At 59.5% G+C, this 21,444-nt stretch carries 22 protein-coding genes; 9 read left to right on the forward strand and 13 right to left on the reverse strand.

The annotated features are described in order from the left end of the window. Positions 1–46: 46 nt before the first annotated feature. The 5 genes from rplJ to D1222_RS00630 form a co-directional block, all read right to left on the reverse strand. Positions 47–562, reverse strand: a complete 516-nt coding sequence (gene rplJ, locus D1222_RS00610) for a 50S ribosomal protein L10 (RefSeq protein WP_119452313.1) — start codon at positions 560–562, stop codon at positions 47–49. A gap of 412 nt (positions 563–974) precedes the next feature. Then, the gene (rplA, locus tag D1222_RS00615; RefSeq protein WP_119452314.1) at positions 975–1,676 is read right to left on the reverse strand and encodes a 50S ribosomal protein L1; all 702 of its coding nucleotides are present in this window, start codon (positions 1,674–1,676) and stop codon (positions 975–977) included. Positions 1,677–1,680: 4 nt separating this feature from the next. Further along, positions 1,681–2,124 (reverse strand): 50S ribosomal protein L11, encoded by a 444-nt coding sequence (rplK, locus tag D1222_RS00620; protein WP_119452315.1) that lies wholly within the window; start codon positions 2,122–2,124, stop codon positions 1,681–1,683. Between the two features lie 207 nt (positions 2,125–2,331). After that, positions 2,332–3,147 carry a M48 family metallopeptidase gene (locus tag D1222_RS00625; protein ID WP_119452316.1) on the reverse strand — a complete coding sequence of 272 codons (816 nt, stop codon included), beginning with the start codon at positions 3,145–3,147 and terminating at the stop codon, positions 2,332–2,334. 84 nt (positions 3,148–3,231) lie between these two features. Next, on the reverse strand, positions 3,232–4,524 hold the full coding sequence (locus tag D1222_RS00630; protein ID WP_119452317.1) for a hypothetical protein: 1,293 nt from the start codon (positions 4,522–4,524) through the stop codon (positions 3,232–3,234). A gap of 187 nt (positions 4,525–4,711) precedes the next feature. Here D1222_RS00630 and D1222_RS00635 point away from each other — a divergent pair, with 187 nt between their 5' ends. Both D1222_RS00635 and D1222_RS00640 read left to right on the forward strand, forming a co-directional pair. Continuing rightward, positions 4,712–5,524 carry a TrmH family RNA methyltransferase gene (locus D1222_RS00635; protein WP_119453665.1) on the forward strand — a complete coding sequence of 271 codons (813 nt, stop codon included), beginning with the start codon at positions 4,712–4,714 and terminating at the stop codon, positions 5,522–5,524. Beyond that, complete coding sequence (locus D1222_RS00640; protein WP_119452318.1) at positions 5,521–6,408, forward strand: class I SAM-dependent methyltransferase; 888 nt, start codon at positions 5,521–5,523, stop codon at positions 6,406–6,408. Before D1222_RS00635 ends, D1222_RS00640 begins: the two co-directional genes overlap by 4 nt. 3 nt (positions 6,409–6,411) lie before the next feature. Here the strand turns inward: D1222_RS00640 and D1222_RS00645 are convergent, their stop codons facing one another. Then, on the reverse strand, positions 6,412–9,003 hold the full coding sequence (locus D1222_RS00645; protein ID WP_119452319.1) for an ATP-binding protein: 2,592 nt from the start codon (positions 9,001–9,003) through the stop codon (positions 6,412–6,414). Between the two features lie 298 nt (positions 9,004–9,301). On the opposite strand from D1222_RS00645, the gene D1222_RS00650 reads away from it, so the two are divergent. Next, positions 9,302–11,137 carry a L,D-transpeptidase family protein gene (locus tag D1222_RS00650; RefSeq protein WP_182481821.1) on the forward strand — a complete coding sequence of 612 codons (1,836 nt, stop codon included), beginning with the start codon at positions 9,302–9,304 and terminating at the stop codon, positions 11,135–11,137. Between the two features lie 150 nt (positions 11,138–11,287). Then, positions 11,288–12,025 (forward strand): D-Ala-D-Ala carboxypeptidase family metallohydrolase, encoded by a 738-nt coding sequence (locus tag D1222_RS00655; protein ID WP_233348447.1) that lies wholly within the window; start codon positions 11,288–11,290, stop codon positions 12,023–12,025. A gap of 30 nt (positions 12,026–12,055) precedes the next feature. Here D1222_RS00655 and D1222_RS00660 read toward each other — a convergent pair whose 3' ends face one another. Together D1222_RS00660 and dksA are read right to left on the reverse strand one after the other, a co-directional pair. After that, positions 12,056–13,075 carry a FliM/FliN family flagellar motor switch protein gene (locus D1222_RS00660; RefSeq protein WP_119452322.1) on the reverse strand — a complete coding sequence of 340 codons (1,020 nt, stop codon included), beginning with the start codon at positions 13,073–13,075 and terminating at the stop codon, positions 12,056–12,058. Positions 13,076–13,398: 323 nt separating this feature from the next. Next, positions 13,399–13,815, reverse strand: coding sequence for an RNA polymerase-binding protein DksA (gene dksA, locus D1222_RS00665; protein ID WP_119452323.1), 417 nt, complete (start codon positions 13,813–13,815; stop codon positions 13,399–13,401). A 239-nt stretch (positions 13,816–14,054) separates the two neighbouring features. Here dksA and D1222_RS00670 point away from each other — a divergent pair, with 239 nt between their 5' ends. After that, a complete protein-coding gene (locus D1222_RS00670; protein WP_119452324.1) occupies positions 14,055–15,371 on the forward strand; it encodes a hypothetical protein in 1,317 nt (438 codons plus the stop codon). A 32-nt stretch (positions 15,372–15,403) separates the two neighbouring features. Here D1222_RS00670 and D1222_RS00675 read toward each other — a convergent pair whose 3' ends face one another. From D1222_RS00675 to D1222_RS00685, 3 genes are read right to left on the reverse strand one after another with little or no spacing between them, the layout of a single operon-like run. Beyond that, positions 15,404–16,045: a MarC family protein gene (locus tag D1222_RS00675; RefSeq protein ID WP_119452325.1), complete on the reverse strand. Its 642-nt coding sequence runs from the start codon at positions 16,043–16,045 to the stop codon at positions 15,404–15,406. A 19-nt stretch (positions 16,046–16,064) separates the two neighbouring features. Continuing rightward, positions 16,065–16,343: a hypothetical protein gene (locus D1222_RS00680; protein ID WP_147371787.1), complete on the reverse strand. Its 279-nt coding sequence runs from the start codon at positions 16,341–16,343 to the stop codon at positions 16,065–16,067. Between the two features lie 22 nt (positions 16,344–16,365). Further along, positions 16,366–16,758, reverse strand: a complete 393-nt coding sequence (locus tag D1222_RS00685; protein ID WP_119452327.1) for a flagellar biosynthesis repressor FlbT — start codon at positions 16,756–16,758, stop codon at positions 16,366–16,368. Positions 16,759–16,945: 187 nt separating this feature from the next. Here D1222_RS00685 and D1222_RS00690 point away from each other — a divergent pair, with 187 nt between their 5' ends. Further along, positions 16,946–17,812, forward strand: a complete 867-nt coding sequence (locus D1222_RS00690) for an AAA family ATPase (RefSeq protein ID WP_119378394.1) — start codon at positions 16,946–16,948, stop codon at positions 17,810–17,812. On the opposite strand, the gene D1222_RS00695 is transcribed toward D1222_RS00690, so the two are convergent. Next, positions 17,809–18,540: a TlyA family RNA methyltransferase gene (locus D1222_RS00695; RefSeq protein WP_119452328.1), complete on the reverse strand. Its 732-nt coding sequence runs from the start codon at positions 18,538–18,540 to the stop codon at positions 17,809–17,811. The genes D1222_RS00690 and D1222_RS00695 overlap by 4 nt on opposite strands. An 84-nt stretch (positions 18,541–18,624) precedes the next feature. Between D1222_RS00695 and D1222_RS00700 the strand changes: the two genes are divergently transcribed. Then, entirely contained in the window at positions 18,625–19,374 is a 750-nt protein-coding gene (locus D1222_RS00700) for an SDR family oxidoreductase (protein WP_119452329.1), read from the forward strand. A gap of 39 nt (positions 19,375–19,413) precedes the next feature. Further along, positions 19,414–20,034 carry a superoxide dismutase family protein gene (locus D1222_RS00705; RefSeq protein WP_119452330.1) on the forward strand — a complete coding sequence of 207 codons (621 nt, stop codon included), beginning with the start codon at positions 19,414–19,416 and terminating at the stop codon, positions 20,032–20,034. A 79-nt stretch (positions 20,035–20,113) separates the two neighbouring features. Here D1222_RS00705 and arfB read toward each other — a convergent pair whose 3' ends face one another. Beyond that, positions 20,114–20,542, reverse strand: a complete 429-nt coding sequence (gene arfB / locus D1222_RS00710; protein WP_119452331.1) for an alternative ribosome rescue aminoacyl-tRNA hydrolase ArfB — start codon at positions 20,540–20,542, stop codon at positions 20,114–20,116. Between the two features lie 123 nt (positions 20,543–20,665). Between arfB and D1222_RS00715 the strand changes: the two genes are divergently transcribed. Continuing rightward, complete coding sequence (locus tag D1222_RS00715; protein ID WP_119452332.1) at positions 20,666–21,226, forward strand: RcnB family protein; 561 nt, start codon at positions 20,666–20,668, stop codon at positions 21,224–21,226. Positions 21,227–21,444 lie beyond the last annotated feature (218 nt).

Here is a 21,444-nt window from a genome sequence, read left to right on the forward strand (position 1 = left end):
TGTTCAAAAATAAGAGGTGTTCTGGTTTCGCGTTGTCTAGCTGACGCTATGCCGCTGCCTGCTCGCCGATGACCTTGATCGCTCCAGCAAGACCTTGGCCCGGCGCATTGACGCGCTGGATGATCTGGCTGGCCTGACCTGTCAGGCGGGCAACAATGGTTGCAATCATCTCTTCGCGCGATGGCATCTTGGCGAGGGCTTCAACACCCGCACCGTCCATCACTTCGGCGCCCATGACGCCTCCGACGAGTTTCAGCTTATCATTGTCTTTGGCAAAATCGGCAGTCGCTTTTGCAGGGACCGTCGGGTCTTCTGCATAGGCAATTGCCACCTGGCCAGTGAAGAGGCCCTGAGCCGCATCGCCGCCCTTGCCCTTGAGGGCAATCTTGGCAATCCGGTTCTTGACCACTTTAAGCCGCCCACCCTGCTCTCTGAGCGTGGTACGCAGCTTCGTCAGTTCCGCAACGCTCAAACCGGTATAATGCGTGACGACAACTGCACCGGAATTCTCGAAAACTTCTTCGAGTTCCGCGAGCGCCGCCTGCTTTCCAGCTTTATCCATTACGGTTCTCCAGTTAAGGCGTCCGGCCCATCCGGGCGCCCGGGAATTCGCCTTCAACGGATCACTCCGCGTCCAGCGCCTGCCCAGGGCCTGGCGATACCAGACTGGCCGAAACGCGAATTCCGACAGCCTCTAATACTCGCCTCACCCCGTCTATCATGGGATTTCTGAGCCCAAAGGGCACGACCCATGGTCTTGGACAGGAAAACGGGAGCCCCCCGATTTAGGTCGGTGGCCTCCCGTCAAGAGGGGTCTGTTAACGTGTAAACATTTTTGCCGCAACCCCTCGCCCGCACAAAATCTCAGACCGGTCAAGTAACCCGTATGAGATCAAACTGCGGCGCACCCGGCAACGAAAAACGCCCGGGCCGCAAAGCCCGGGCGCTTGTCTGATTTGGCATAGTGCCAGGCCTTAGCCGACAGCAATTGCCTCGGCGGTATCAACGCTGACACCTGGGCCCATGGTCGAGGAAAGAGCGATCTTCCGGACATAGGTACCCTTGGCGCCCGACGGACGTGCCTTGACCAGCGCGTCGACGAATGCCTTGAAGTTCTTCTCAAGGTCAGCCTCGGAGAAGCTGGCCTTGCCGATGCCGGCATGAATGATGCCCTGCTTCTCGACGCGGAACTCGACAGAGCCGCCCTTTGCGTCGGCAACAGCCTTCGCAACGTTTGGCGTGACCGTGCCGACTTTTGGGTTTGGCATCAGGCCGCGTGGGCCGAGCACCTTACCGAGACGGCCGACAACAGCCATCATGTCTGGCGTCGCGATGACGCGGTCGAAGTCCATCATGCCGCCCTGGATCTGCTCCATGAGGTCTTCGGCACCGACGAAGTCAGCGCCAGCCTTCTGGGCTTCTTCTGCCTTGGCATCGCGTGCGAACACAGCGACGCGGACGTCCTTACCGGTACCGGCAGGCATGGAGACCATGCCGCGAACCATCTGGTCAGCATATTTCGGGTCAACGCCCAGATTGACGGCGACTTCGATGGTCTCGTCGAACTTGGAGGTTGCGTTGGATTTCACTAGCGAGATGGCTTCAGAAACGCCATACACTTTCTCGATGTCGACAGTGCCGTGAGCGGCGCGATATCTTTTTCCGTGCTTAGCCATGTTCTTATTCCACCACGTTCAGGCCCATCGAGCGCGCAGAGCCTTTGATGATCTCTGTTGCGGCGTCGAGGTCCGTTGCATTGAGATCGACCATCTTGGCTTCGGCGATCTCGCGGCACTGGGCGATCGTCACCTTACCGGCGACGTCTTTGCCCGGCTGCTTTGCACCTGAGTTCGGCTTGCCGATCTTCAGGCCTGCAGCCTTTTTCAGAAGAACGCTCGCAGGCGGCGTCTTCGTGGTGAAGGTAAAGGACTTGTCCTGATAGTAGTCGATCACGACTGGGATCGGCAGGCCCTTTTCCATGCTCTCCGTCTTCGCGTTAAAGGCCTTGCAGAACTCCATGATGTTGATGCCGCGCTGACCGAGCGCTGGACCAACGGGTGGAGACGGGTTGGCCGAACCGGCCGGGATCTGGAGCTTGAGCTGCCCCAGCAATTTCTTAGCCATGTCATCCTCTCTGGCTTGTAAAGTGACCGGTGGTCTTTCGATCCGGCCGCCTGGTTTGAGGCCCCGTGGTCATGAGCCCGGTGATGGTCTTAACCACCGGCACCTCCCACAGGTATTCCGCCCATTGCTGAGCGAAGCGCGCGGTACACACGAAAAGACCCGGCAGGTCAAGCCCGCCGGGTCAGCTCTGCGTCCTTACATAAAGGCCTAGTAGCCCTTCTGCTGAATGTAATCGCGGATACGCTGCTGGCGGACATCCGGGTTCGGGTGGGTCGACAGGAAATCAGCTGTGCGTTGGTTGTTGGCCTGTTGCATCACTTCCCAAAGGCGGATAGCTGCGCGCGGGTCATATCCGGCCCGGACCATGTAATCGACACCCGCGAGATCAGCCTCAAGCTCGGCGTTGCGGCTATAGGGCAGAACGACACCAAGGTTCGCGGCGACACTGCCAAGCGCATTCACCTGGTTCGGATCGACGCCAAGTCCGCTGCTACCGACAGCTGCTGCACCGATCTGCACCGCTGTGGAGGCCGCTGCCGCGCGGGTCGCGCGCTGGTTTGCATGGCGATAGATCGCGTGCGCGACCTCATGGCCGAGGACCGCTGCGAGCTGGTCGTCATTCTCAACGAGGTTCAGAAGGCCGGTATAAACACCGACGCGGTTTCCCGGCATGACGAAGGCGTTGACTTCGTCCGAATTAAACACCTGCACATCCCACTGCTCGCCCGCTTTTGGTGACGCTGCCGCGATGCGCCGCCAGACGGTCTGGACGCGATTATACTGAGCGCCTGAGCTGAGCGTCGGTGTCTGTGCCTGCAATTGCTGCCACGCTTGGGCAGATGCCTGTGAGAGCTGGGCGTCATCATAGGCGGCAAACTGCTGCTCGCCTGTGTAAGGGTTCACGCTACAGGCAGCCGCAGCAAGGGTCAGAGACCCGGCGAGCGCTACAAATAGCTTTCTGTGAAGCTTGTCCTGCTTGTGCGCCCCGCGCGATACGGCCTCAGCCTTGTTGTCCACTGCCATCCGGTGTCTCCCATTTGCATCGATTATTAGCCTGAATGGCTAAACTCGCAAATCACCGGTTCGTTCAATTGCCTGGGACAGAAATTAGTCTGCGGCAATCAACTGGCTGGCCTGAGCGACCCAGCCTTCCCGTTTGGCCTGACCATCGAGACCGAAACTGCGGTCCACCCACTCAAGGTGCTGGTCGGTCCAGCTTGCGATCTGAGCATAATGCCAGATGCCGATCTCGTTGAGCTTGAGCTCTATGGACGAGCTTAGACCCGAAATCCGGGTCAAGTCGTCTGCCTGACCGTCAGCGGTCTGCTTCGCTGGTGGCTTGATCGGTGTGGGACGGCTGGACGCTGCAGCGATTGGGGGCGCCTGCTTCTTTGCAGGGGCGGAGTTTGCGAGCGCCGAAAACGGGCTGGTGAAACGCGGACCACGCGCCGCGAGCCGGTCAGGCGATGTTTCGGCAAGACGCGGCGCGGAGGCGGGCTGGCCTGGGCGTACTGGCGCCTGTGCTGCTGATGGCGCCGGACGGGACGGGCTTGAGGCTGGGTTAGCGGCGCGCTCGCCTGAAGTAGCTGCAGGCGATGCAGGTGCAGAGGGACGTGATGAAGGCTGTCCGAGATAGGCGAGACGGCTCTCCAGATAGCGGTTGCGCCAGCGAAGACGCGCCATCTCTTCGTCTCGCGCCTCAGTATCTTCCTTCGACAGCTCTGGCGCAGACTGCACATTAGCAAGAGCCTGCTTCTTGCCTGATGAGTTGAGCGTCTCCTGCAGCTTGGCCTGAAGCGCTTCCGCACGAAGACCGAGATAATTTGCTAGCCAAGCGTCTTTCGAACTGCTGATCGCGGGGCTCTCTTGCACCTTCGCCACAGAGACCTCTTTCGCCATGTGGTGCAGGCGCAGCTCAACGTCGTGCATGCGAGCCTCGAGATACTCGTTTCGCGCAATCAGTGCATTGCGCATCTCGGCGTCCGCGCTTGCTTTCGCAGATGCCTTTTGCTCGGCGGAGCCCTCGCTCTCGGCCGGAGCAGGCGCACTCAGCGTCTCTGGCGGCGCGGCCAATTCTGCCTGCGCCTTAGGTGCTACTTCCAGCCCTGCCCTAGCCGCAGCAAGCTCTGCCTGTAGCTTTTCGACCTGCGCCCTCAGGGCCGGATCAGCGCCCGCATCGGCGGCGGCCTTGGTTTCCGCCTTAAACTTTCGCTGCGCCGCAAACAGGCTGTCGAGCTCATCCTTCGTCTGCTGCAGCTCAAGCAGCGCGATATCGCGATCTACAATCGCGCGCTGTTCAGCCGGCGATTTCTTCAGGCCACGCAGGATCCAGGCGAGCACAAAACCAAAGACGACGGCCCCGGCCAGGATGAACCAGACATACTCATGAACCAAAGCCATCTCGTGGGCTCCCCATGCTCGCAACGGTGTTCAACGCGTCGCCAGCTTGCTTATGACGCATCATCCTGCACGCCAGAACCTCTGGCTCTGCAGGCAGGTCGGCATTCCTGTCTTGATTCTGCTACCAGACCGAACCCTGACGCCTGCGTCAATTGTCTTCCACCGCCCATCAGGCTACACGCCGCGCATGTCATCGCCTCCTGATATCATTTCGAGCACATCGAACCCGCTCATCAAGAGCCTTCGCAGCCTCGAGCGCAAGAAAGGCCGGGCCGAAACCGGACTGTTCCTCGCTGAGGGCGCGCGCCTTGTTGAACAGGGTCTGTCCGCTGGCTGGGAACTCGACAGCCTCGTCGTTTCCGCTTCCAGCGCAGAACGCTCCTTTGTCCGCGATCTTGTCTCCCGCGCCTCTAAGTCCGGCGCACGCACCGTTCAGGTCACAGACCGTCTCGCCGGGCAGATCGCCCGCAAGGACAACCCGCAAGCTGTCATCGGCGCGTTCAAACAGGCCGCCCCAAAGCTTGGCGACCTCAGCGTTCCGAAATCCTCGCTCTGGATTGCGCTTTACGAGGTTCGCGACCCAGGCAATCTAGGCACGATCCTGCGGACAGCCGATTGCGCTGGGATCTCTGGCGTCCTTCTCATCGGCCAGTGCTGCGACCCTTACAGCGTAGAGGCTGTGCGCGCATCCATGGGCTCTATCTTCGACATCCCATTCGCGCGCAGCAGCTTTGACGATTTCAACACCTGGCGTACTGGCAAAGGCCTCTCAATGTTCGCTGCCAGCGTGAACGGAACGGTCCGTCACACAGAAGCTGACATGACAGGTCCAAGCATCATCCTGATGGGCAATGAGCAGGCGGGCCTTCCTGATGAGGTCGAAGCGAAATGCGATACGCTCTGCCTCATCCCGATGCGCGGCGGCGCCGACAGCCTCAACCTCGCGCAGGCCACCGCCATCATGACGTACGAAGCCTGGCGCCAACGGGGGTTTGCATGAAATACGAACAGACGCTTTTCCTCGCTGATAACTGGGAAGACTATGCCCTCCTCGACAGCGGCGACGGCATGAAGCTGGAGCGTTTCGGGAGCCAGAACGTCATCCGTCCGGACCCCCAAGCCTTCTGGCGACCCAACCAGCCCGTCAGAAGCTGGAAAGCCGATGCCTGGTTTGATGCCAAGGCAGGCGATGATGAGCGCGGCGAATGGCGGCGCCTCAATCCGAGAGCGCCCGACACATGGCCGATGGAGTGGAACGGCATCCGCTTTGAAGCGCGCCGCACGCCCTTCCGCCACATGGGCGTCTTTCAGGAACACGCGGTTCACTGGGCTTTTGCGCAGGAACAGCTCAAAAAGGCAGGCCGCCCGGCAAAGGTTCTGAACCTGTTTGGCTATACCGGCCTCATGTCGCTTGCCTGCGCGCAGGCCGGCGCGGAAGTGGTCCACCTTGACGCCAGCCCGAAGTCGAACGGCTTCGGCAAGGACGCCCAGTCCCTCTCTGGTCTCGACGACCGCACGATCCGCTGGATCGCAGACGATGCGATGAAGTTCGTTGCCCGCGAACAGCGCCGCGGCAATCAGTATGACGCGATCATTCTGGACCCGCCAAAATTCGGCCGCGGCACCAAGAATGAGACTTGGCGTTTCGAGGAAGACCTGCCCGGTCTGCTCGACGGAGTGGCGAGCCTTCTGGTGAAAAAGCCGCTCTTCGTGATCCTCACCGCCTATGCCGTCCGCCTGTCGCATATTGCACTGGCGCAGGCGCTGGGCGACCGGATGAAAGCGTTCGGCGGCCGCATCGAGATGGGTGAGATGGCCTTGCCGGAAGAGAAGACCCGCCGCATGCTGCCAACTTCGATCTGCGCGCGCTGGCGCGCAGACTAGGCTCTAGGCCGCCTCACGCTCCTTACGCACGCCCAGTTGCTGCTTCACCTTTTCGGCGAGCTGGCGAACATTGAACGGTTTTGCGAGGAAGGTGATTTCCCGGTCGTCGAGCTGTTTGGCGATGTTCGGGTCGGCATAGCCCGACACGAAGATCACGCGCGCCTCGCCAAGATATTCCTGCGCCTCACGGATCAGCGTCGGCCCATCCATACCCGGCATGACGACGTCGGAGATAACCAGATCAAATGCACCTGGCTCATCCTCGAGGATTTCCAGCGCCTCTTCACCGTCGGCCGCCGACTCTACCTCATAGCCGCGCGAGATGAGGTGCATGACGGCGATATCGCGCAGGCCCTTCTCGTCCTCGACCAGAAGGATGCGGCCACGGCCCGAAATATCCATCGGGCGCGGCTCTTCTGCTGCCTCGACAGGCGCATCCTCTGCAGGTTGCGGGATGTCCTCTTCCTTCAGCGCAGGCAGGTAAATCTGGAAGGTCGTACCCTCGCCAACCTTGGAGATCGGGCAGATATAGCCTTCCGACTGCTTGATGATGCCGTAAACAGTTGCGAGGCCGAGGCCCGTACCGACGCCAACATCCTTGGTGGTGAAGAAGGGCTGGAAGATCTTGTTGAGGATATCGGTCGGGATACCGCACCCGGTATCTGCCACTTCAATAAGCAGATAGTCGCCATCATCAACATAAGTGAAGCCCTTTTCATGGGCATCGGCGCCGGTGGCTGCAGACGTGCGGATCGTCAGCGAACCGCCCGTCCGGCCTGACAGCAGCATGGCGTCACGCGCATTGGTCACGAGATTGATGATTGCCGTTTCAAGCTGGTTTATGTCCGCCTTGATGTAAGGCAGGTTGCGCCCGTGAACGGTCTTGAAGTCGATACGCTCATCCAGGATCTGCTGCAGCAGGCGTGAAAACTCCGTCAGGAAGTCCGTCGCATTCACGATCTCGCGCTTGAAGGTCTGCTGACGCGCATAGGCGAGCAGCATGCGAACAAGGTCCTTCGCCCGCACCGAAAACTCGTAGATGCTCTTGATGTTTTCGTAGGACGGGTCGCCAACCGGGTGGCGGGTCATCAGCTCATCATTGTTGAGCATGATACCGGTCAGGACATTGTTGAAATCATGCGCGACACCGCCAGCAAGCTGGCCGATAGCCTGCATCTTCTCACCCTGCGCCAGACGGATCTCAAGATCCTTCTGCTCAGTGATGTCGATGATGTAGGCAACGGACGGGCGCCCTGCTGCATCCAGGGACACGAATACGTTTACATTCCTGGGTGGCTCGCCTGGCATCTTCAGACCGACGGGCTTGTCGACGGCCTCAGCCAGTTTCGATGAAATTTGTTCACCTGCATCGTCGGCTTCATTCAGGAAGATATCAGCAAAAGCGCCACCTGCTTCTGATGCCTCGCTCAGTTCGCGAAGGGCGCGGTTTGCATCCAGAATGCGCGCGCTCTCAACGCTCGCCCCTTCGAGACGCGCAACACCAAATGGTGCTTCATTGAATAGCGGGTTGGGCTCTGTCGACGGCGGCCGCACGGACACGGGAGCGCTGAAGCGGCCCTCGCGTTCGGCAGGCGCAAGCTGGGCTGACATCAGGACTGTACGGCCCTGTGCATTCACGCCCTTGCCGGACCAGGATGTCAGCGCCTGCATCGGCAGCTCCACCCCGTCCCTGCCCCGGATCATGATGCGCGTTTGCGCCGGCATCTTGCTCTTGCGATCGCGCCCCAGCATGCGAACGAATTCAGGGCGCATGATGTCATCAAGGCGCACATTCCGCGCGGTCTCCGGCAGGCCGATCAGGTCACGCAGCCACTTGTTGGCATAGCTGATGCGCCCATCGGGGCGCGCCGCGAAGAAGCCGACAGGCGCGTCTTCGACATAAAGCGATTGACCGTCAGTTGTCGCACCGCTCAGCGGCGCAGCGCTCACTTCGCGCAGGCGCCACATCACGCGGCCACGCGGCAGCGGCGCCACCATGGCCTCATACTGGACGGTCTCTGTCTCCGGCCCGACGGTCATCGCCGGAAGCGTCTCGCTCAGCGGCTCGCTTGCCCGCGCTGCGCGGGACAGTCGGAAGACGGGGGCGGCCAGCCCCGGCATGGATGAGAAAAGACGGTCAAAGGAAACAGGCGCTGCAGTATCCTTGAGATTGGAAAGGATACGACGCGACAACTCGCGGTAATGCTCGTTCGCCGCAATGGGCGCGCCACCTGCGTCTGCGACCAGAACCGCTTCGTCCAGCGCCTCGATCCAGCCAAAGCGTGGACCGGCGGCATCAACAGCATCTGCAGCGGCACCGCGCTGCGGGAAGAGCCCAAGCTTGCGCCCTGCCCCCTTTAAAATCCAGAGCAGGAAAACGATAAAGCCAGCCGCCATGGAGATAAGGAGCATCGGTCCAATGCCGCCCACCGCTTCAGGCCACGCAATGGCAACACTTGCAGCAGCAACAGCCGCCAGAAGGCAGCCCCAGAAGAGCAGTTGCAGCAGGTCTACCCTCACACCTTTGGCGCCAGGATCGGCTTCCTGTTGGTGCTGTTCATCACGGTCTTTGTTTTCAGCCAGCTGATCGGACATTGGGGTATACTCCGGACACGCATCAATCGCGCGCTGATTCGAAAAATCGCATGATAACGCCAAATAGCCTCAGTGCACGCGGCTAGGGGCGACGACGACTTCCGGACAGGCTGCCACGAGGATGGTTAATGCTTCCGAAAGACGCGTTAATGGATGCCCTGCAGCACCACCAAGGCGGCGGTTGACACGCAGAAACTGTGATTTGGTTCCAGCATTCTGCACCAAACTTTCTCGGGAACGCTCTCATTGTTGCCTCCGTTGGATTGGCAACAGTCACAGCGATACAGGACCCGAAAACATGAAACCGCTCTTCGTCTCAATCATCCTTGCCTCAGCGTCGCCGGTCGCGCTTGCACAGCTCGGCGGTGATGGAGCGGCAATCCGCGCTGTAAGTGCCGCAGAACAGGCTGCCATGTCTGGCGCCGCCGTGTCGGCACCGCTTCCAAATGCTATCGAGACGGCAGTTATGAGCGACTGGTTTGAAGCCGAACTGAATGGCGAGATGGGCGAAAGCGTCAGTGAAGTTGCTCGCAGGGCCTACATCCAGAGAATGTTCCAACCGATCTGGACACGCCAAGGCGCCGAAAGCCTTCAGAACGCGGCGGGCGATCTCTTCGAACATGGCCTCGCAAGCGATGAAGTTCTGGACAGCGATCTGGAGCAGCTCATCGACAAGCGCTTTTCCGCAGGCAGTGAAGACGAGCAGGCCGAGGCTGATCTTGCCCTGACGGCCGCATGGCTTCGCATTGCCTCAGCCGTCAGCGGAGGTCTCAGCGATGAAGGCAAGGCCGCAACGAGCGGTTACGGATCAGCCAAGATGGCTCTCGTCTCGAAGAAGCTGCTCGAAGCGGGCCAGGGCCGCACGCTCAGCTTTCAGGACTTTGAGTCGGGCTATCCGCAATACGCCGCACTCAAGGGTGCACTCGCCCAGTATCGCGACATTCGCGATGCTGGCGGATGGCTCGCAATCCCTGAGGGCGAGAGCGTTGAAGCTGGCGATAGCGACCCGCGCATTCCCGCAATTCGAGAGCGTTTGAGCGTCGAAGGCTATATCGAAGCCCCCGAAAGCAATGAGCAGATGTTGCTGGCTGATGCCGGCAAGCTCCAAAATGTTTCCGTCGAAGAGCGCAATCCAGAGGCTGGCGGCGATCGCCGCACCAACCTCTTTGCGACGAAATCCATTAAGACATCCGCTGCTGACCCAATGCTCTACAGCGAAGATCTGGTTGAAGCGGTCCAGACCTTCCAGCAACGTCACGGCATTGAGCCGGATGGTGTGATCGGTCCAAAGACGCTTTCGGCTCTCAATGAAAGCGTTGAGTCCAAGATCGCACGTATCGCAGATTCCATGGAGCGCTGGCGTGCCCAGGGCCCGGCGGATGCGCACTACATCTGGGCGAATATCCCTTCCTACACGGTTGAAGGCTGGAATGGGGATGCACGCGAGATTTCGATGAAGTCCGTGGTTGGCATGAAGAGCCGCGAGACACCGACCTTCAATGATGAAATCGAATACACTGTTGCGAACCCACGCTGGTATGCACCTGTCAGCATCGTCGCCAAGGACAAGCTTCCAAAGCTTCGCCGCGACCCATCCTACGCGCAGCGCGCCAACTTCAAGATCTATGACCGCTCCAGCGGTGCAGAAGTGAGCGCCTATTCGGTCAATTGGAATGATCCGTCTTCGGCCAGCAATTACCGACTGGTTCAGCAACCAGGTAGCAGCAATGCGCTCGGCCAACTGAAGATCATCTTCCCGAACCAGTATTCGATCTATCTGCACGGCACGCCGAGCACGCACCTGTTCGATCGCGCCGAACGCGCGTTTAGCTCTGGCTGCATCCGTCTCGAACAGCCAGAGAAGATGGCCGAGTGGGTTGCAAGCTATGATGGCGACGAGCGGCTCAATGAAGTGCGCGATGCCCTTTCGACGACGCGCAACACCCGCGTTGACTTTCAGGGCCGCATGCCAATTCACATCACCTACATGACGGTGACGGTGAACGACGATGGCACGGTCAACTTCTGGCGCGACATCTACGACCGGACGGAAGGCATCCGTCAGGTCGAAAGGATGTCTCCAATCGGTCAGACCGCCAGTACGCAAACTGTCGAAGCAACCGAACGAGGCTAGGGTTACATGGTGAACACCCTGCTAGGCGCAGCAATATTGAAGACAATGGCTTTCACCGGTGCGGTTTCGACCGTGCCGGTGTCGCTTGATGGAGAGGAAATTCCTCACCCAGTCTGGCATCATATGGCCATGCCCTCGGAAACCGTATCAATGACCGTACCCGCAGGGATGGCCGCCTATCTCGACGGCGAGCGTATCAAGGCCGCCGATGAGTTCACCGCGCCCGAAACGCCAGGCACCTATCCATTGGAATTCCGTAGCCTTGATGGCGACGAGAAATACGAGGTGGCGCTTTTCGTGCTCGAGCCCTCGAGCCGCGTTGACGCCGATGGTCGTCTGAACGGGTTTCGGATGGGCGCTTATCCTGAGAACACACCTCGAGGATTTATCCGCCTCGATGAGGGCTATGGCGACGTCAATGTCTCGCCGAGCTTCAAGATCGGCCAGTTCCTGTGTCATCAGCAGCCCGACCACTGGCCAAAATATCTTTTGATCTCAGGCGACAATCTGGAAAGACTGGAAGTGCTGCTAGCGGCGCTCAACCGCGATGGCATCACCGATGCTGACACATTCTTCGTGATGAGTGGCTACCGCTCGCCCTTCTACAATACCGCTATCGGCTCTGCGACGCTGTCGCGTCACATGTATGGCGACGCGACCGACGTTTATGTCGACGTCGCGCCGCGCGATGGCGTGATGGACGATCTCAACCGCGATGGCGCGATCGACAAGACGGATGCCGATTTCCTCTACGACTACGCTGAGGAGCTATTCGCTGCGACGGACAGTGTCCCACGCGGCGGGCTGGGCAGCTACAAGGCTAATGCGGTGCACGGACCGTTTGTCCATGTCGATGGTCGCGGCCGGCCTGCCCGCTGGGGAAGGTAAAAAGGGCGAAGCTGCAGAGCCGCTTACGCCTCAGGCGCACTGCCGCAGGCGCACAGCCATGCTGTTGCCCTTCCGCCCCAGATCACCCTCATAGGCAACACGCCCATCACGGCCACCAGACAGGAGCTGGACGGGCTGATCCGCTGGCAATCCAAGCAGAAGCGTATCGCCCTGTTTCAGCGCTGCAAGCTTCCTGACCGGCACACTCAGGCTTGCCATCCGGGCGGTGAGAAGCGCTGTTGCGTCTTGCACCTCACGTGGAGGCTCCGCCGGCGCACTCGCTTGCCGTTCCGCAGTCGCCACCTCCACAGTCCAGAGTGACATTGCGCTCCGGCGCCCGGCAGCATCGACGTTGAAGTCGAACCGGGCCCCGACATCGCCAGCCATAAGCGAAGATACATAGGCGGCGTTCGTCTCGATGCCGACGAGCGACAGGCCCTGTCCCATCAGCCTGCCAAAAGGCGACATGAACTGCCGAATGAGAGCGCAGTCGATGACGCTCAGATGACGTGCCTTGGCCGCTGATCCCGCGAGCGATAGCGCACCACACGCATTGGCGATCAACTGATCATTCAGATGATTGCTCAGACAGATGATGTGCGTCGCGTCGCCTTCATCACTTTCGAAAATCGCAAACGCGTTCGTGGCAGATTCCTCTGCATACGTGCGCAGCTCACCGGCGTCCTCAAACGAGGCGGCCGTTGCAAGCGTGACAGCGGCTTTGAGGCCTGCATGTTCTCCAAAAGCCCGCGACAGGCGCGCCGCAATCTTCCGACCCTCCCTCGCTGCTTCATCAACTTCCTCGCGCGCATCGAGGTCCCGGCCGAAGGGCTGCGACGTGTCGCCTGCATCGTTGATCTTGGGCAGATCCGGACGCAGCAGGGCCTGGATCTCTTCCTTCGAAAGGATGCCCCGCGCTGTCGGAAGTTTGAAATCGTTTGCCTCGGGCAGGATTGGCGGCGCACTCACATTCGGCACGTCGCGCATGACCGCCCGCTCACGTCTTTCAGACATGGACCAGTCCTCTTCGGTACGTTCTGTATCGCGCATAGGAACCCCAGCTCTCCAACTCCGCAGACTGGGCTGCGCTGGTTAATGAAGCGTTAGTATTTTCGAGTCCGCCTGCACTGGAATCAGCTGCAGGAGCGGTTTTCCGTCAATAAAAGTAAATTTCCGCCCCGCTGGTCATTAACCAACTCCACTCGGAATTAATCTGGCTGAAATGTTGCGGTAATTTTTGATTCGGATTCCCGTGTCATTTTCACCCTCAACGGACCGGCACTGAAAACAAACCGCCGGGCGTTGGGTGATACAAAAAACGGCAGGGCCTTCGCAGGCTCTGCCGTTTCCAATTCCGGTGTCAGAAAAGGCAATCAGTCGTCGCGAACCGTGCGCTCCTTGCGCTCATGACGCTCTTGCGCCTCAAGGCTCAGCGTCGCAGTCGGACGGGCTTCCAGACGACGCAGGCTGATCGGCTCGCCTGTCTCGTCGCAGTAACCATAAGTGCCTTCATCGATACGGCGCAGCGCTGCGTCGATTTTCGAGATCAGCTTGCGTTGACGGTCACGGGTGCGAAGCTCCAGTGCCTTGTCGCTTTCCGATGATGCGCGGTCCACAATATCCGGAAGATTGCTCGAGTCTTCCTGAAGATTGTTGATTGTGGACTTGGTGCCATCAAGGATGTCGGTCTTCCACTGCTCGAGGCGCATACGGAAGAATGCCTGCTGGCGAGGGTTCATGAACTCCTCGTCGTCGGACGGGATATAGTCATTCAGCTTCGTGTCAGCCATGGTCTCCATACCTCCCACTGGCGCGGCCTATATAGCGTGTTGCCCCTCTGCGCAATTGGCCATTACATGAGGTTTAAATTACACGCCCGCACATGAACCTGTCCTGAATTCTGCAAGGTCTGCGCCAGTCGCCTGATTAGCTGTAGCCACTTGCGGACACGGCGGGGCCTGTGCCCTATAGCTCTCGCGCGGCCGCGTATGGGTCGCATCCAAACCAGATTGAACATCAGGTCTTGTATATGGCCCGCTATCACAGGCGCAGGGAATTGGAGGAGAAGGGCAGCTGGCGCCATGCGCTGGTCTTCAACAGCCTGCTTCTGATTCTCGCCGTGCTGGCCGTTCGTGTCCTGGTCAGTGCCTATTCCACACAAAGCCTTGATGGCAGCCTCGACGCTGAAGCCCGCGAGGAAACCCGGCGCGAAATCGATCAGGCATTTGAGACCATTGTGCCGGATGGCGTTCCATCCCGTGCCTATTGGGCAGAGCAGATTGCCAACGAACTTGCGCAACGCGACTTCTCGGCGGCGCGCGGCTACCTGCTGGCCGCCCCCGCCATGCTTAGTCGCAATGATCGTCGCGCCCTGCTCGCCGCTGTGAACGCCGAAGAGTCCGGCACTGAGGATGAGCGCCTGACGCGCGCGGGCCTTCTCTTTCTTCCAAACGACGTCCGCGCCGACTATCAGCGCGCCGTCGAACGCCCCGACATGCTTTATTCTGAGCAACCAGCAGCGCCTGCCGAAACGACTGACACACCGGCGCCTGAGACGGAAACGTCCGGGACTGCTGATGACGAAACGGAAATCGGCGTATCGCCAGAAGAACTATCCGACGACGCAATGGAAGCGAGTGAGCCAGAGCCATCGCTGGACACCCAGTCCGCCGGCTTCTCCATGATCGGCAGCCGCGCTGACCTCGTTCGCCGCTCGCAGCAATGGGTGAACGGTGAGACGACCGACACCGTGCAGCTCCGCCTGAGCGCAATCGGCTTGATCGAAGTCAGCAATGGTGAAGCTGAACCCGCTCTACTGACAGCAATTTCGGTGTTGCGCGCCGCTGGGCGAGCTGGTCGCCTTGATGAGGCCTACCTCACCTATCTCGATGAACGCGTGGATCTCGCTTTGCCCGAGGAAGAGCTGCTTGATCGCCTCTCCGGCGTGGTGAGCGCCGTCGTCCCGCCAAGCGTACGTCAAAGCCAGGTCCTCGGCGCCTATGAGCAGTCTCTCAACGCTGAAGGCCTGCTTCGCCTGCGCCGTGACCTCGCATCGATCGCGCACATTGCGGCTGAGACAACGCCCGCTGGCGCGGTTACGCTGATCGAACTGGCCAAATCGCCAGAGGATGTCCGCAAGCTGGAAGTCGTCGCCCAGTCAGGCAGCGACCGCGCTGTTGCCCTCGCCAAGGCCATCGGCCCGCGTGTGACCGACCTGGCTCAGATCGGTATCCGCTGGTCGACCGCTCTCGTTTTCCAGATCCTGGGACTTCTCGCCATCTTCGCGGCACTGGTCTGGTCGACGGCATCGGCCTTTCAGAAAATGCAGAATTCCAGATGGCAATGATGGGCCGGCTGTCGAGCAGCCATGCCGACACGTCAGACGGAAGCGAAAGCGCCCTGTAGGCCGTCGATCAAAAGCTGAACCGACAGAGCTGCCAGGATAACGCCAAAGATGCGCGTGATTGCGCCAGCAACGCTGTCGCCCATCGCCTTCACCAGCGGTCCGGCAATCAGGAACACGATCAGGCAGAGCAGCATATTGATGCCAATCGCCGCCAGCACCGCCGCCTGGGTCATCCAGTTGGCAGCTTCCGACATGAAGAGCATTGCGGTCGCGATGGAGCCCGGCCCTGCCAGCATGGGGATACCGATCGGGAAGACCGATACATCGTCCGGCTCTTCATGCTCTTCGAGATACTCGTCCGCCCGCGATTCGCGACGCTCCGTGCGCTTCTCGAACACCATGTCGAGCGCGATCAGGAAGAGAAGCGCGCCGCCTGCGGCCCGGAAGGCGTCGATGGTGATGTGAAGCTGGCGCAGCAGCCATGTACCAAAGAAGGCAAAGCCGAAAATGATAAGCGTCGCCACCAGGATGGAGCGCCACGCCATGTTGCGGCGATAGCGGGCATCGCCCTTCGCCGTCAGCGACGCAAACACGGGCGCAACGCCCAGCGCATCGATAAGCACGAAAAACGTCACAAAGGACGCAGTGAATACAGAGACAAGATCACCGGTCATGAGGCGCGCCTTAATCGTCCTATTTCAGTGCGTCCAGTATCTCCTTGACCCGCGCATGCAAGGCAGGCCTGTCCTGACGCATGCTTGAAGGTCGTTCGACCGTCTCACCAGCGGCAATCATGGTGATGAGGCGCAGGCCACGAGCCCGCTGCAACAGGCCATCAATTTCGTGGTCAGTACCAGCTTCCAGCACAACGTCATTGCCAAGCTGGATCGATACCGGCGCGCTCACACCGCCGCGCTCAAGCACATCGATCGCCTCGGCGAGGTCCGTCAGAACGGTAGGTTCGTCATTCATGGCGGTCATCTTTACGTGGCCTTCAGGCATATTCGGCCTCATCATGGTCCGACTTGAGGAGTTTGCGGCAATTGCCAAGCGCCTTGTAAAGATCACCGGCAGCAACGTGTTGGGCGATGCGCAGAATTTCATCGCGCTCAGCCTGAGAACGGCTCCGGTCCATCCAGTCAGCAAGGGCAGACACTGTCCCGTCGTAAAGTTTGCCGCTCGTTTCGCCGACAATGTACATCTGCATCAGACAGAAATACGCCGCGTCCTGCGGTGTCGAGATGTCTTCAGGAAACATCACGTCGCGCTCTCGCAGTATCCGCGCCTTGGTTTCAAGCAACATGGTTCCGCGGCGTTCTCCATTGCGGATAACGGCTTCGTTGACGACGACGGCCTCGCCCGGTTTCAATGACAGTTTCAGCGGCATTGTGCGCGCTCTCCCCCGAATCCTTACTGGGATAATGCAAATTCAATACAACTTCTAAGGTTAACACCGATTAAAACGAGAGCTCGGGCGAAAATGCCGCGATTGACGCCAAGATAGGCGCGCTCAACAGGTTGCCCTTCGCACCTGCGTCTTTATCATCAGCTCGGAAAAGTTTTGGGAGAACAGCATGCGCTTTGAAGGCACTGAGAATTACGTTGCAACCGAAGACCTTCGTGTCGCTGTGAACGCGGCAATTGCCCTCCAGCGGCCGCTGCTGGTCAAGGGTGAGCCTGGCACCGGCAAGACCGTTCTGGCAATCGAAGTCGCAAAAGCGCTCGGCGTGCCGCTGATCGAATGGCACATCAAATCGTCCACCAAGGCTCAGCAAGGCCTCTACGAGTACGACGCCGTGTCCCGTCTGCGTGACGGTCAGATGGGCGAGGAACGCGCCAAGGACATCTCCAACTACATCAAGAAGGGCAAGCTCTGGGAGGCTTTCACCTCCGACGAACGCCCGATCCTGCTGATCGACGAAATCGACAAGGCTGACATCGAATTCCCGAACGACCTCCTGCAGGAGCTCGATCGCATGGAGTTCTATGTCTACGAGACCGATGAAACGGTGAAAGCCAAGCAGCGCCCACTCGTCATCATCACCTCGAACAATGAAAAAGAGCTCCCGGACGCGTTCCTGCGCCGTTGCTTCTTCCACTTCATCAAATTCCCGGACGAGCAGACGATGAAAGAGATCATCGACGTCCACTATCCGGGCATCAAGCAGAAGCTGGTCGCCGAAGCACTCACCACTTTCTACTCCATGCGCGAAGTTCCGGGCATGAAGAAAAAGCCATCGACCAGCGAACTGCTCGACTGGCTGAAGCTCCTGATGAATGAAGACATCGACCTTGAGACCCTCAAGGAACAGGACCCGGACAAGCTGACACCACCACTGCACGGCGCACTTCTCAAGAACGAGCAGGACGTTGCCCTGTTTGAGCGCCTTGCCTTCCTGTCGCGCCGCGAAAGCGGTGGCCGCCGCGGCCCTGCGGGCTAGGCCTTCACAGCATGAATGAGGCGTTCGGCATTGCCGTCGCCGCCAAGGATCGGGCTGTCAGTTTTCGCGCTGACAGCCCAATTCATATCGGCCAGCCAGTCGCAGAATGCGGCCTCGGCGCGCGTTACCGCTTCTCTGTCCGTCACCAGCCCACCTTTGCCAACGAACTCACGCCCGACCTCGAACTGTGGCTTGAACAGTGTCACCAGTTCGCCCCCCGAAGCGGCGAGCGAAAGCGGCGCTTCGAGAAGTTTCGCCAGAGAGATAAAGCTCGCATCACAGACGATGAGTGATGGCGCGTGTCCGACCATCTCTGCCGTCAGGGACCGCGCATCCGTCGCCTCATAGGAGGTGACACGTGGATCGCGCGCGATCTTCTCATGAAGCTGCCCGCGCCCGACATCGACCGCGACAACGCTTGCTGCGCCGCGTTGCAAAAGCACGTCGGTGAAGCCCCCAGTCGACGCGCCGACATCAAGGCAATGTCGACCGGCAGGGTCCACGCCGAAAACAACCAGCGCATGGGCGAGTTTTAACCCGCCGCGAGACACATAAGGATGGGCAGGCTCTGCCTGCAGCCGGTCAGCCGGTCCGATCACCTGGGACGTCTTCTGGGCTCGCCGGCCATTTACCAGCACGGTACCTGCAGCGACAGCAGCTTGCGCCGCTGACCGGCTATCAAAATAGCCCTGGGTAACAAGTGCCTTGTCCAGTCTTTCTGTCGTCATTCGCGGGCCTGTGAAAATGTCTCGGAACGCTCGCACCTGCGGCCCGTTCGCCTAGCGTAAACCAGAATGGAAAGAGAGACTAGAATGTCGAGATTTGAAGGTAAGCGCATCCTCATTACCGGCGGCACGAGCGGTATCGGCCTCGCCACGGCGCTTCGCATCGTCGAGGAAGGCGGCGAGGTCGGCGTAACAGGCCGCAGCCAGGACCACCTTAATGAAGCAGGAAAGAAACTTCCATCCGGGTCACTCGTGCTACGCAATGATGCTTCCAGCGCAGAGGAAGCAAAGCAGCTAGCCGAAGCGGTTGGCGAGAAGATGGGAAAGCTCGACGGCCTCTATCTCAATGCCGGATACGGCGCCTTCAAGGAGGTCGGGCAGCACGACACCGACTTCTTCGATCAGATGATGAACACGAATGTCCGGGGGCCGCTTCTGCATATGGACCTACTCAAGGACAACATAACTGATGGTGGCGCAGTGCTCCTGACCTCGTCCGTCGCCGCCTATCTTGGTCAAGCACCGGGCGCTGTCTATGGCGCATCAAAAGCATCAATGGCCGTCTTCGCTCGGTCCTTCTCTTCCGCGCTGGCACCGCGTCAGATCCGCGTAAATTCGATTGCCCCGGGGCCGATCGAAACAAACTTCTTTGACACAGCGGTCGATGATGAAGAGCAGAAGAAGGAGATGACGGAGCAGATCAGATCACAGGTGCCACTTGGTCGGTTTGGCAAGGCGGAAGAAGTTGCCGCCGTCGCATCTTTCCTGCTGTCTGACGATGCCTCTTACGTCACCGGCTCCGAATATGTCGTCGATGGTGGCATGACAAAACGCTGATCGAACTATGTTACAATGTGTCCAAACAGGAGAATATTCATGAGCCGCTTCCTACCCCTATCCGCCGCAGCCGCTTCGATTGCGATCGTTTTTGCCTGCACGCAGCAAACCTCGGATGCCCAGCAAGACACGACCTCCGCTGACAATGGCGCAGAAATGCAAGCTGACATGCCGCCTTCCGAAATGGAGATGGACGGCAACGAGTCCCTTCCTTCCATGATGCGCGCCACTGGCGACCTTATGGGCAATGAGGGCGACACGATTGGCAGCGTGAACATGATCGAAGGTCCGAATGGCATCGTCATGGAAGTGTCGATCAATGAAGGCGGCCTCACGCCAGGCTGGCACGCCGTCCACATTCACCAGACCGGCGACTGTAGCGATACGGGCGAGTACACCGCTTCTGGCGGCCATGTCGGCAAGATCGAAGGCGGTCACGGCCTCCTCAATCCAGCCGGCCCAGAGCCAGGCGACCTGCCAAACCTCTACGCTTTCGAGGATGGCTCGGTTAACTTCGAAACCTTCACTGACCTTGTCGCTCTTTCCGACGTGATGGATGACGATGGCGGCGCGATTATTATCCACGAAGGCCGCGACGACCATATGAGCCAGCCAATTGGCGGCGCCGGCGGACGTATTGCCTGCGCAGTCGTTCAATAAGCGTCTGACCTAAACCAGAAATGCGAACGCCGCCTCCTTTAGGGGGGCGGCGTTTTCTTTTGGCCGAAGACCGTTGCGACTAAGGATCGACCTTGCCGCGGAGCGCTTTCTTTTCGCCGGTTTCTTTCTTGGCCTTTATCCTCCGCTCGACCGAGCCGCGCGTCGGGCGGGTCGGAATGCGGCGCTTACGCTTCTTTGCTGCCTTCCGGATCATGGAGGTGAGGCGATCACGCGCCGCATCGCGGTTCAGCGCCTGCGAGCGGTGTTCGCTCGCGTCCACAATCACGTCACCCTCTTTTGTAATCCTGTTCTTCCAGATTTGACGGAAGCGCGTCTTGATGCGCGCGGGGACGGAGGATGCATCGACATTCCACCGCAGCTGCACCGCGCTCGAGACCTTGTTCACATTCTGCCCGCCCGGCCCGGAAGAGCGCGTGAACGTCTCCACGAGCTCCCAATGGGGAACCGTCAGTTCATCGTCGATTTCGAGATTTTGTTGGCGGGCCATGATGAAGGACTTGTTCAGCTAAGGTTCAAGCTTGGAACCCCATAATTAGTTAACGCTTGTATTCAGACCAGAAACATTTCCGGGCAAGGGTCCGGTGAGCGAACTTGTAAAAGGAGGCTCCTCATGGCGTTCAGAAAACTACTTCTCCGTATTGGTGCCGCAGGAGCTCTCGCGCTTGTGGCGTTCACACCCGTCGCAGCTGCCGACCAGCGCGGTGACCGCGGACATTATGACCGGGGCGATCGAGGCGACCGCTATCATGGTAACCGTGATCGCGGCAATCGTGGCTACCATCGCGGTGACCGACGTGGCGACTACCATCACCGCCGCGACCAGCGGCGCGACTATCGCCGCGGCCGCGATTACTATCGTGACCACAACCGCCACTACAATCGCGGCCGGGTCGTCACGCGCAACTATTACAGTTCGCCGACCTATTACCGTCCTCGCCCGCGCGTCGTCTATCACTACAATCGTGGCTACCACCACCCGCGCTATACGATTGGTAACCGTTATCACTACGGCTCCAACTCTGTGATCATTCGCGATTATGGCCGCTACGGTCTCTACAATCCGCCGCGCGGTCATCAGTGGGTCCACCACCGCGGCAGCAATGATGCGGTCCTGACCTCAGTCGCCACCGGCGCAATCGTCGGCCTCGCGATTGGCATCCTGAGCCAATAGAGCAGGCATCAGACCACCAAACAGAAAGCCGGCTGCAGATCGCAGCCGGCTTTTTTAATGTCGCGCCCTTTAAATCGCCGCAAATCATGTTCTATTTGAGGTACCGGGCGCGCCTTGCGGTCGGTGTTCTGTATCAACAGCTGAAAGGAGGTGATCCAATGTCGAGTGAGAAACCAGGAACGGCAAATGGGTCCGTCTGTGCTGGTGGCCTTGGAGAG

It is taken from the genome of Henriciella algicola (assembly GCF_003576245.1).
Classification (GTDB): domain Bacteria; phylum Pseudomonadota; class Alphaproteobacteria; order Caulobacterales; family Hyphomonadaceae; genus Henriciella; species Henriciella algicola.

Coding starts and splice junctions, on each gene's coding strand:
- rplK (WP_119452315.1), bottom strand. CDS start 2,124: ATGGCTAAGAAATTGCTGGGGCAGCTCAAGCTCCAGATCCCGGCCGGT.
- rplJ (WP_119452313.1), bottom strand. CDS start 562: ATGGATAAAGCTGGAAAGCAGGCGGCGCTCGCGGAACTCGAAGAAGTT.
- D1222_RS00680 (WP_147371787.1), bottom strand. CDS start 16,343: ATGAATGACGAACCTACCGTTCTGACGGACCTCGCCGAGGCGATCGAT.
- D1222_RS00685 (WP_119452327.1), bottom strand. CDS start 16,758: ATGCCGCTGAAACTGTCATTGAAACCGGGCGAGGCCGTCGTCGTCAAC.
- D1222_RS00690 (WP_119378394.1), top strand. CDS start 16,946: ATGCGCTTTGAAGGCACTGAGAATTACGTTGCAACCGAAGACCTTCGT.
- D1222_RS00675 (WP_119452325.1), bottom strand. CDS start 16,045: ATGACCGGTGATCTTGTCTCTGTATTCACTGCGTCCTTTGTGACGTTT.
- D1222_RS00670 (WP_119452324.1), top strand. CDS start 14,055: ATGGCCCGCTATCACAGGCGCAGGGAATTGGAGGAGAAGGGCAGCTGG.
- D1222_RS00695 (WP_119452328.1), bottom strand. CDS start 18,540: ATGACGACAGAAAGACTGGACAAGGCACTTGTTACCCAGGGCTATTTT.
- rplA (WP_119452314.1), bottom strand. CDS start 1,676: ATGGCTAAGCACGGAAAAAGATATCGCGCCGCTCACGGCACTGTCGAC.
- D1222_RS00635 (WP_119453665.1), top strand. CDS start 4,712: ATGTCATCGCCTCCTGATATCATTTCGAGCACATCGAACCCGCTCATC.
- D1222_RS00645 (WP_119452319.1), bottom strand. CDS start 9,003: ATGTCCGATCAGCTGGCTGAAAACAAAGACCGTGATGAACAGCACCAA.
- D1222_RS00630 (WP_119452317.1), bottom strand. CDS start 4,524: ATGGCTTTGGTTCATGAGTATGTCTGGTTCATCCTGGCCGGGGCCGTC.
- dksA (WP_119452323.1), bottom strand. CDS start 13,815: ATGGCTGACACGAAGCTGAATGACTATATCCCGTCCGACGACGAGGAG.
- arfB (WP_119452331.1), bottom strand. CDS start 20,542: ATGGCCCGCCAACAAAATCTCGAAATCGACGATGAACTGACGGTTCCC.
- D1222_RS00705 (WP_119452330.1), top strand. CDS start 19,414: ATGAGCCGCTTCCTACCCCTATCCGCCGCAGCCGCTTCGATTGCGATC.
- D1222_RS00700 (WP_119452329.1), top strand. CDS start 18,625: ATGTCGAGATTTGAAGGTAAGCGCATCCTCATTACCGGCGGCACGAGC.
- D1222_RS00655 (WP_233348447.1), top strand. CDS start 11,288: ATGACCGTACCCGCAGGGATGGCCGCCTATCTCGACGGCGAGCGTATC.
- D1222_RS00625 (WP_119452316.1), bottom strand. CDS start 3,147: ATGGCAGTGGACAACAAGGCTGAGGCCGTATCGCGCGGGGCGCACAAG.
- D1222_RS00650 (WP_182481821.1), top strand. CDS start 9,302: ATGAAACCGCTCTTCGTCTCAATCATCCTTGCCTCAGCGTCGCCGGTC.
- D1222_RS00660 (WP_119452322.1), bottom strand. CDS start 13,075: ATGCGCGATACAGAACGTACCGAAGAGGACTGGTCCATGTCTGAAAGA.
- D1222_RS00640 (WP_119452318.1), top strand. CDS start 5,521: ATGAAATACGAACAGACGCTTTTCCTCGCTGATAACTGGGAAGACTAT.
- D1222_RS00715 (WP_119452332.1), top strand. CDS start 20,666: ATGGCGTTCAGAAAACTACTTCTCCGTATTGGTGCCGCAGGAGCTCTC.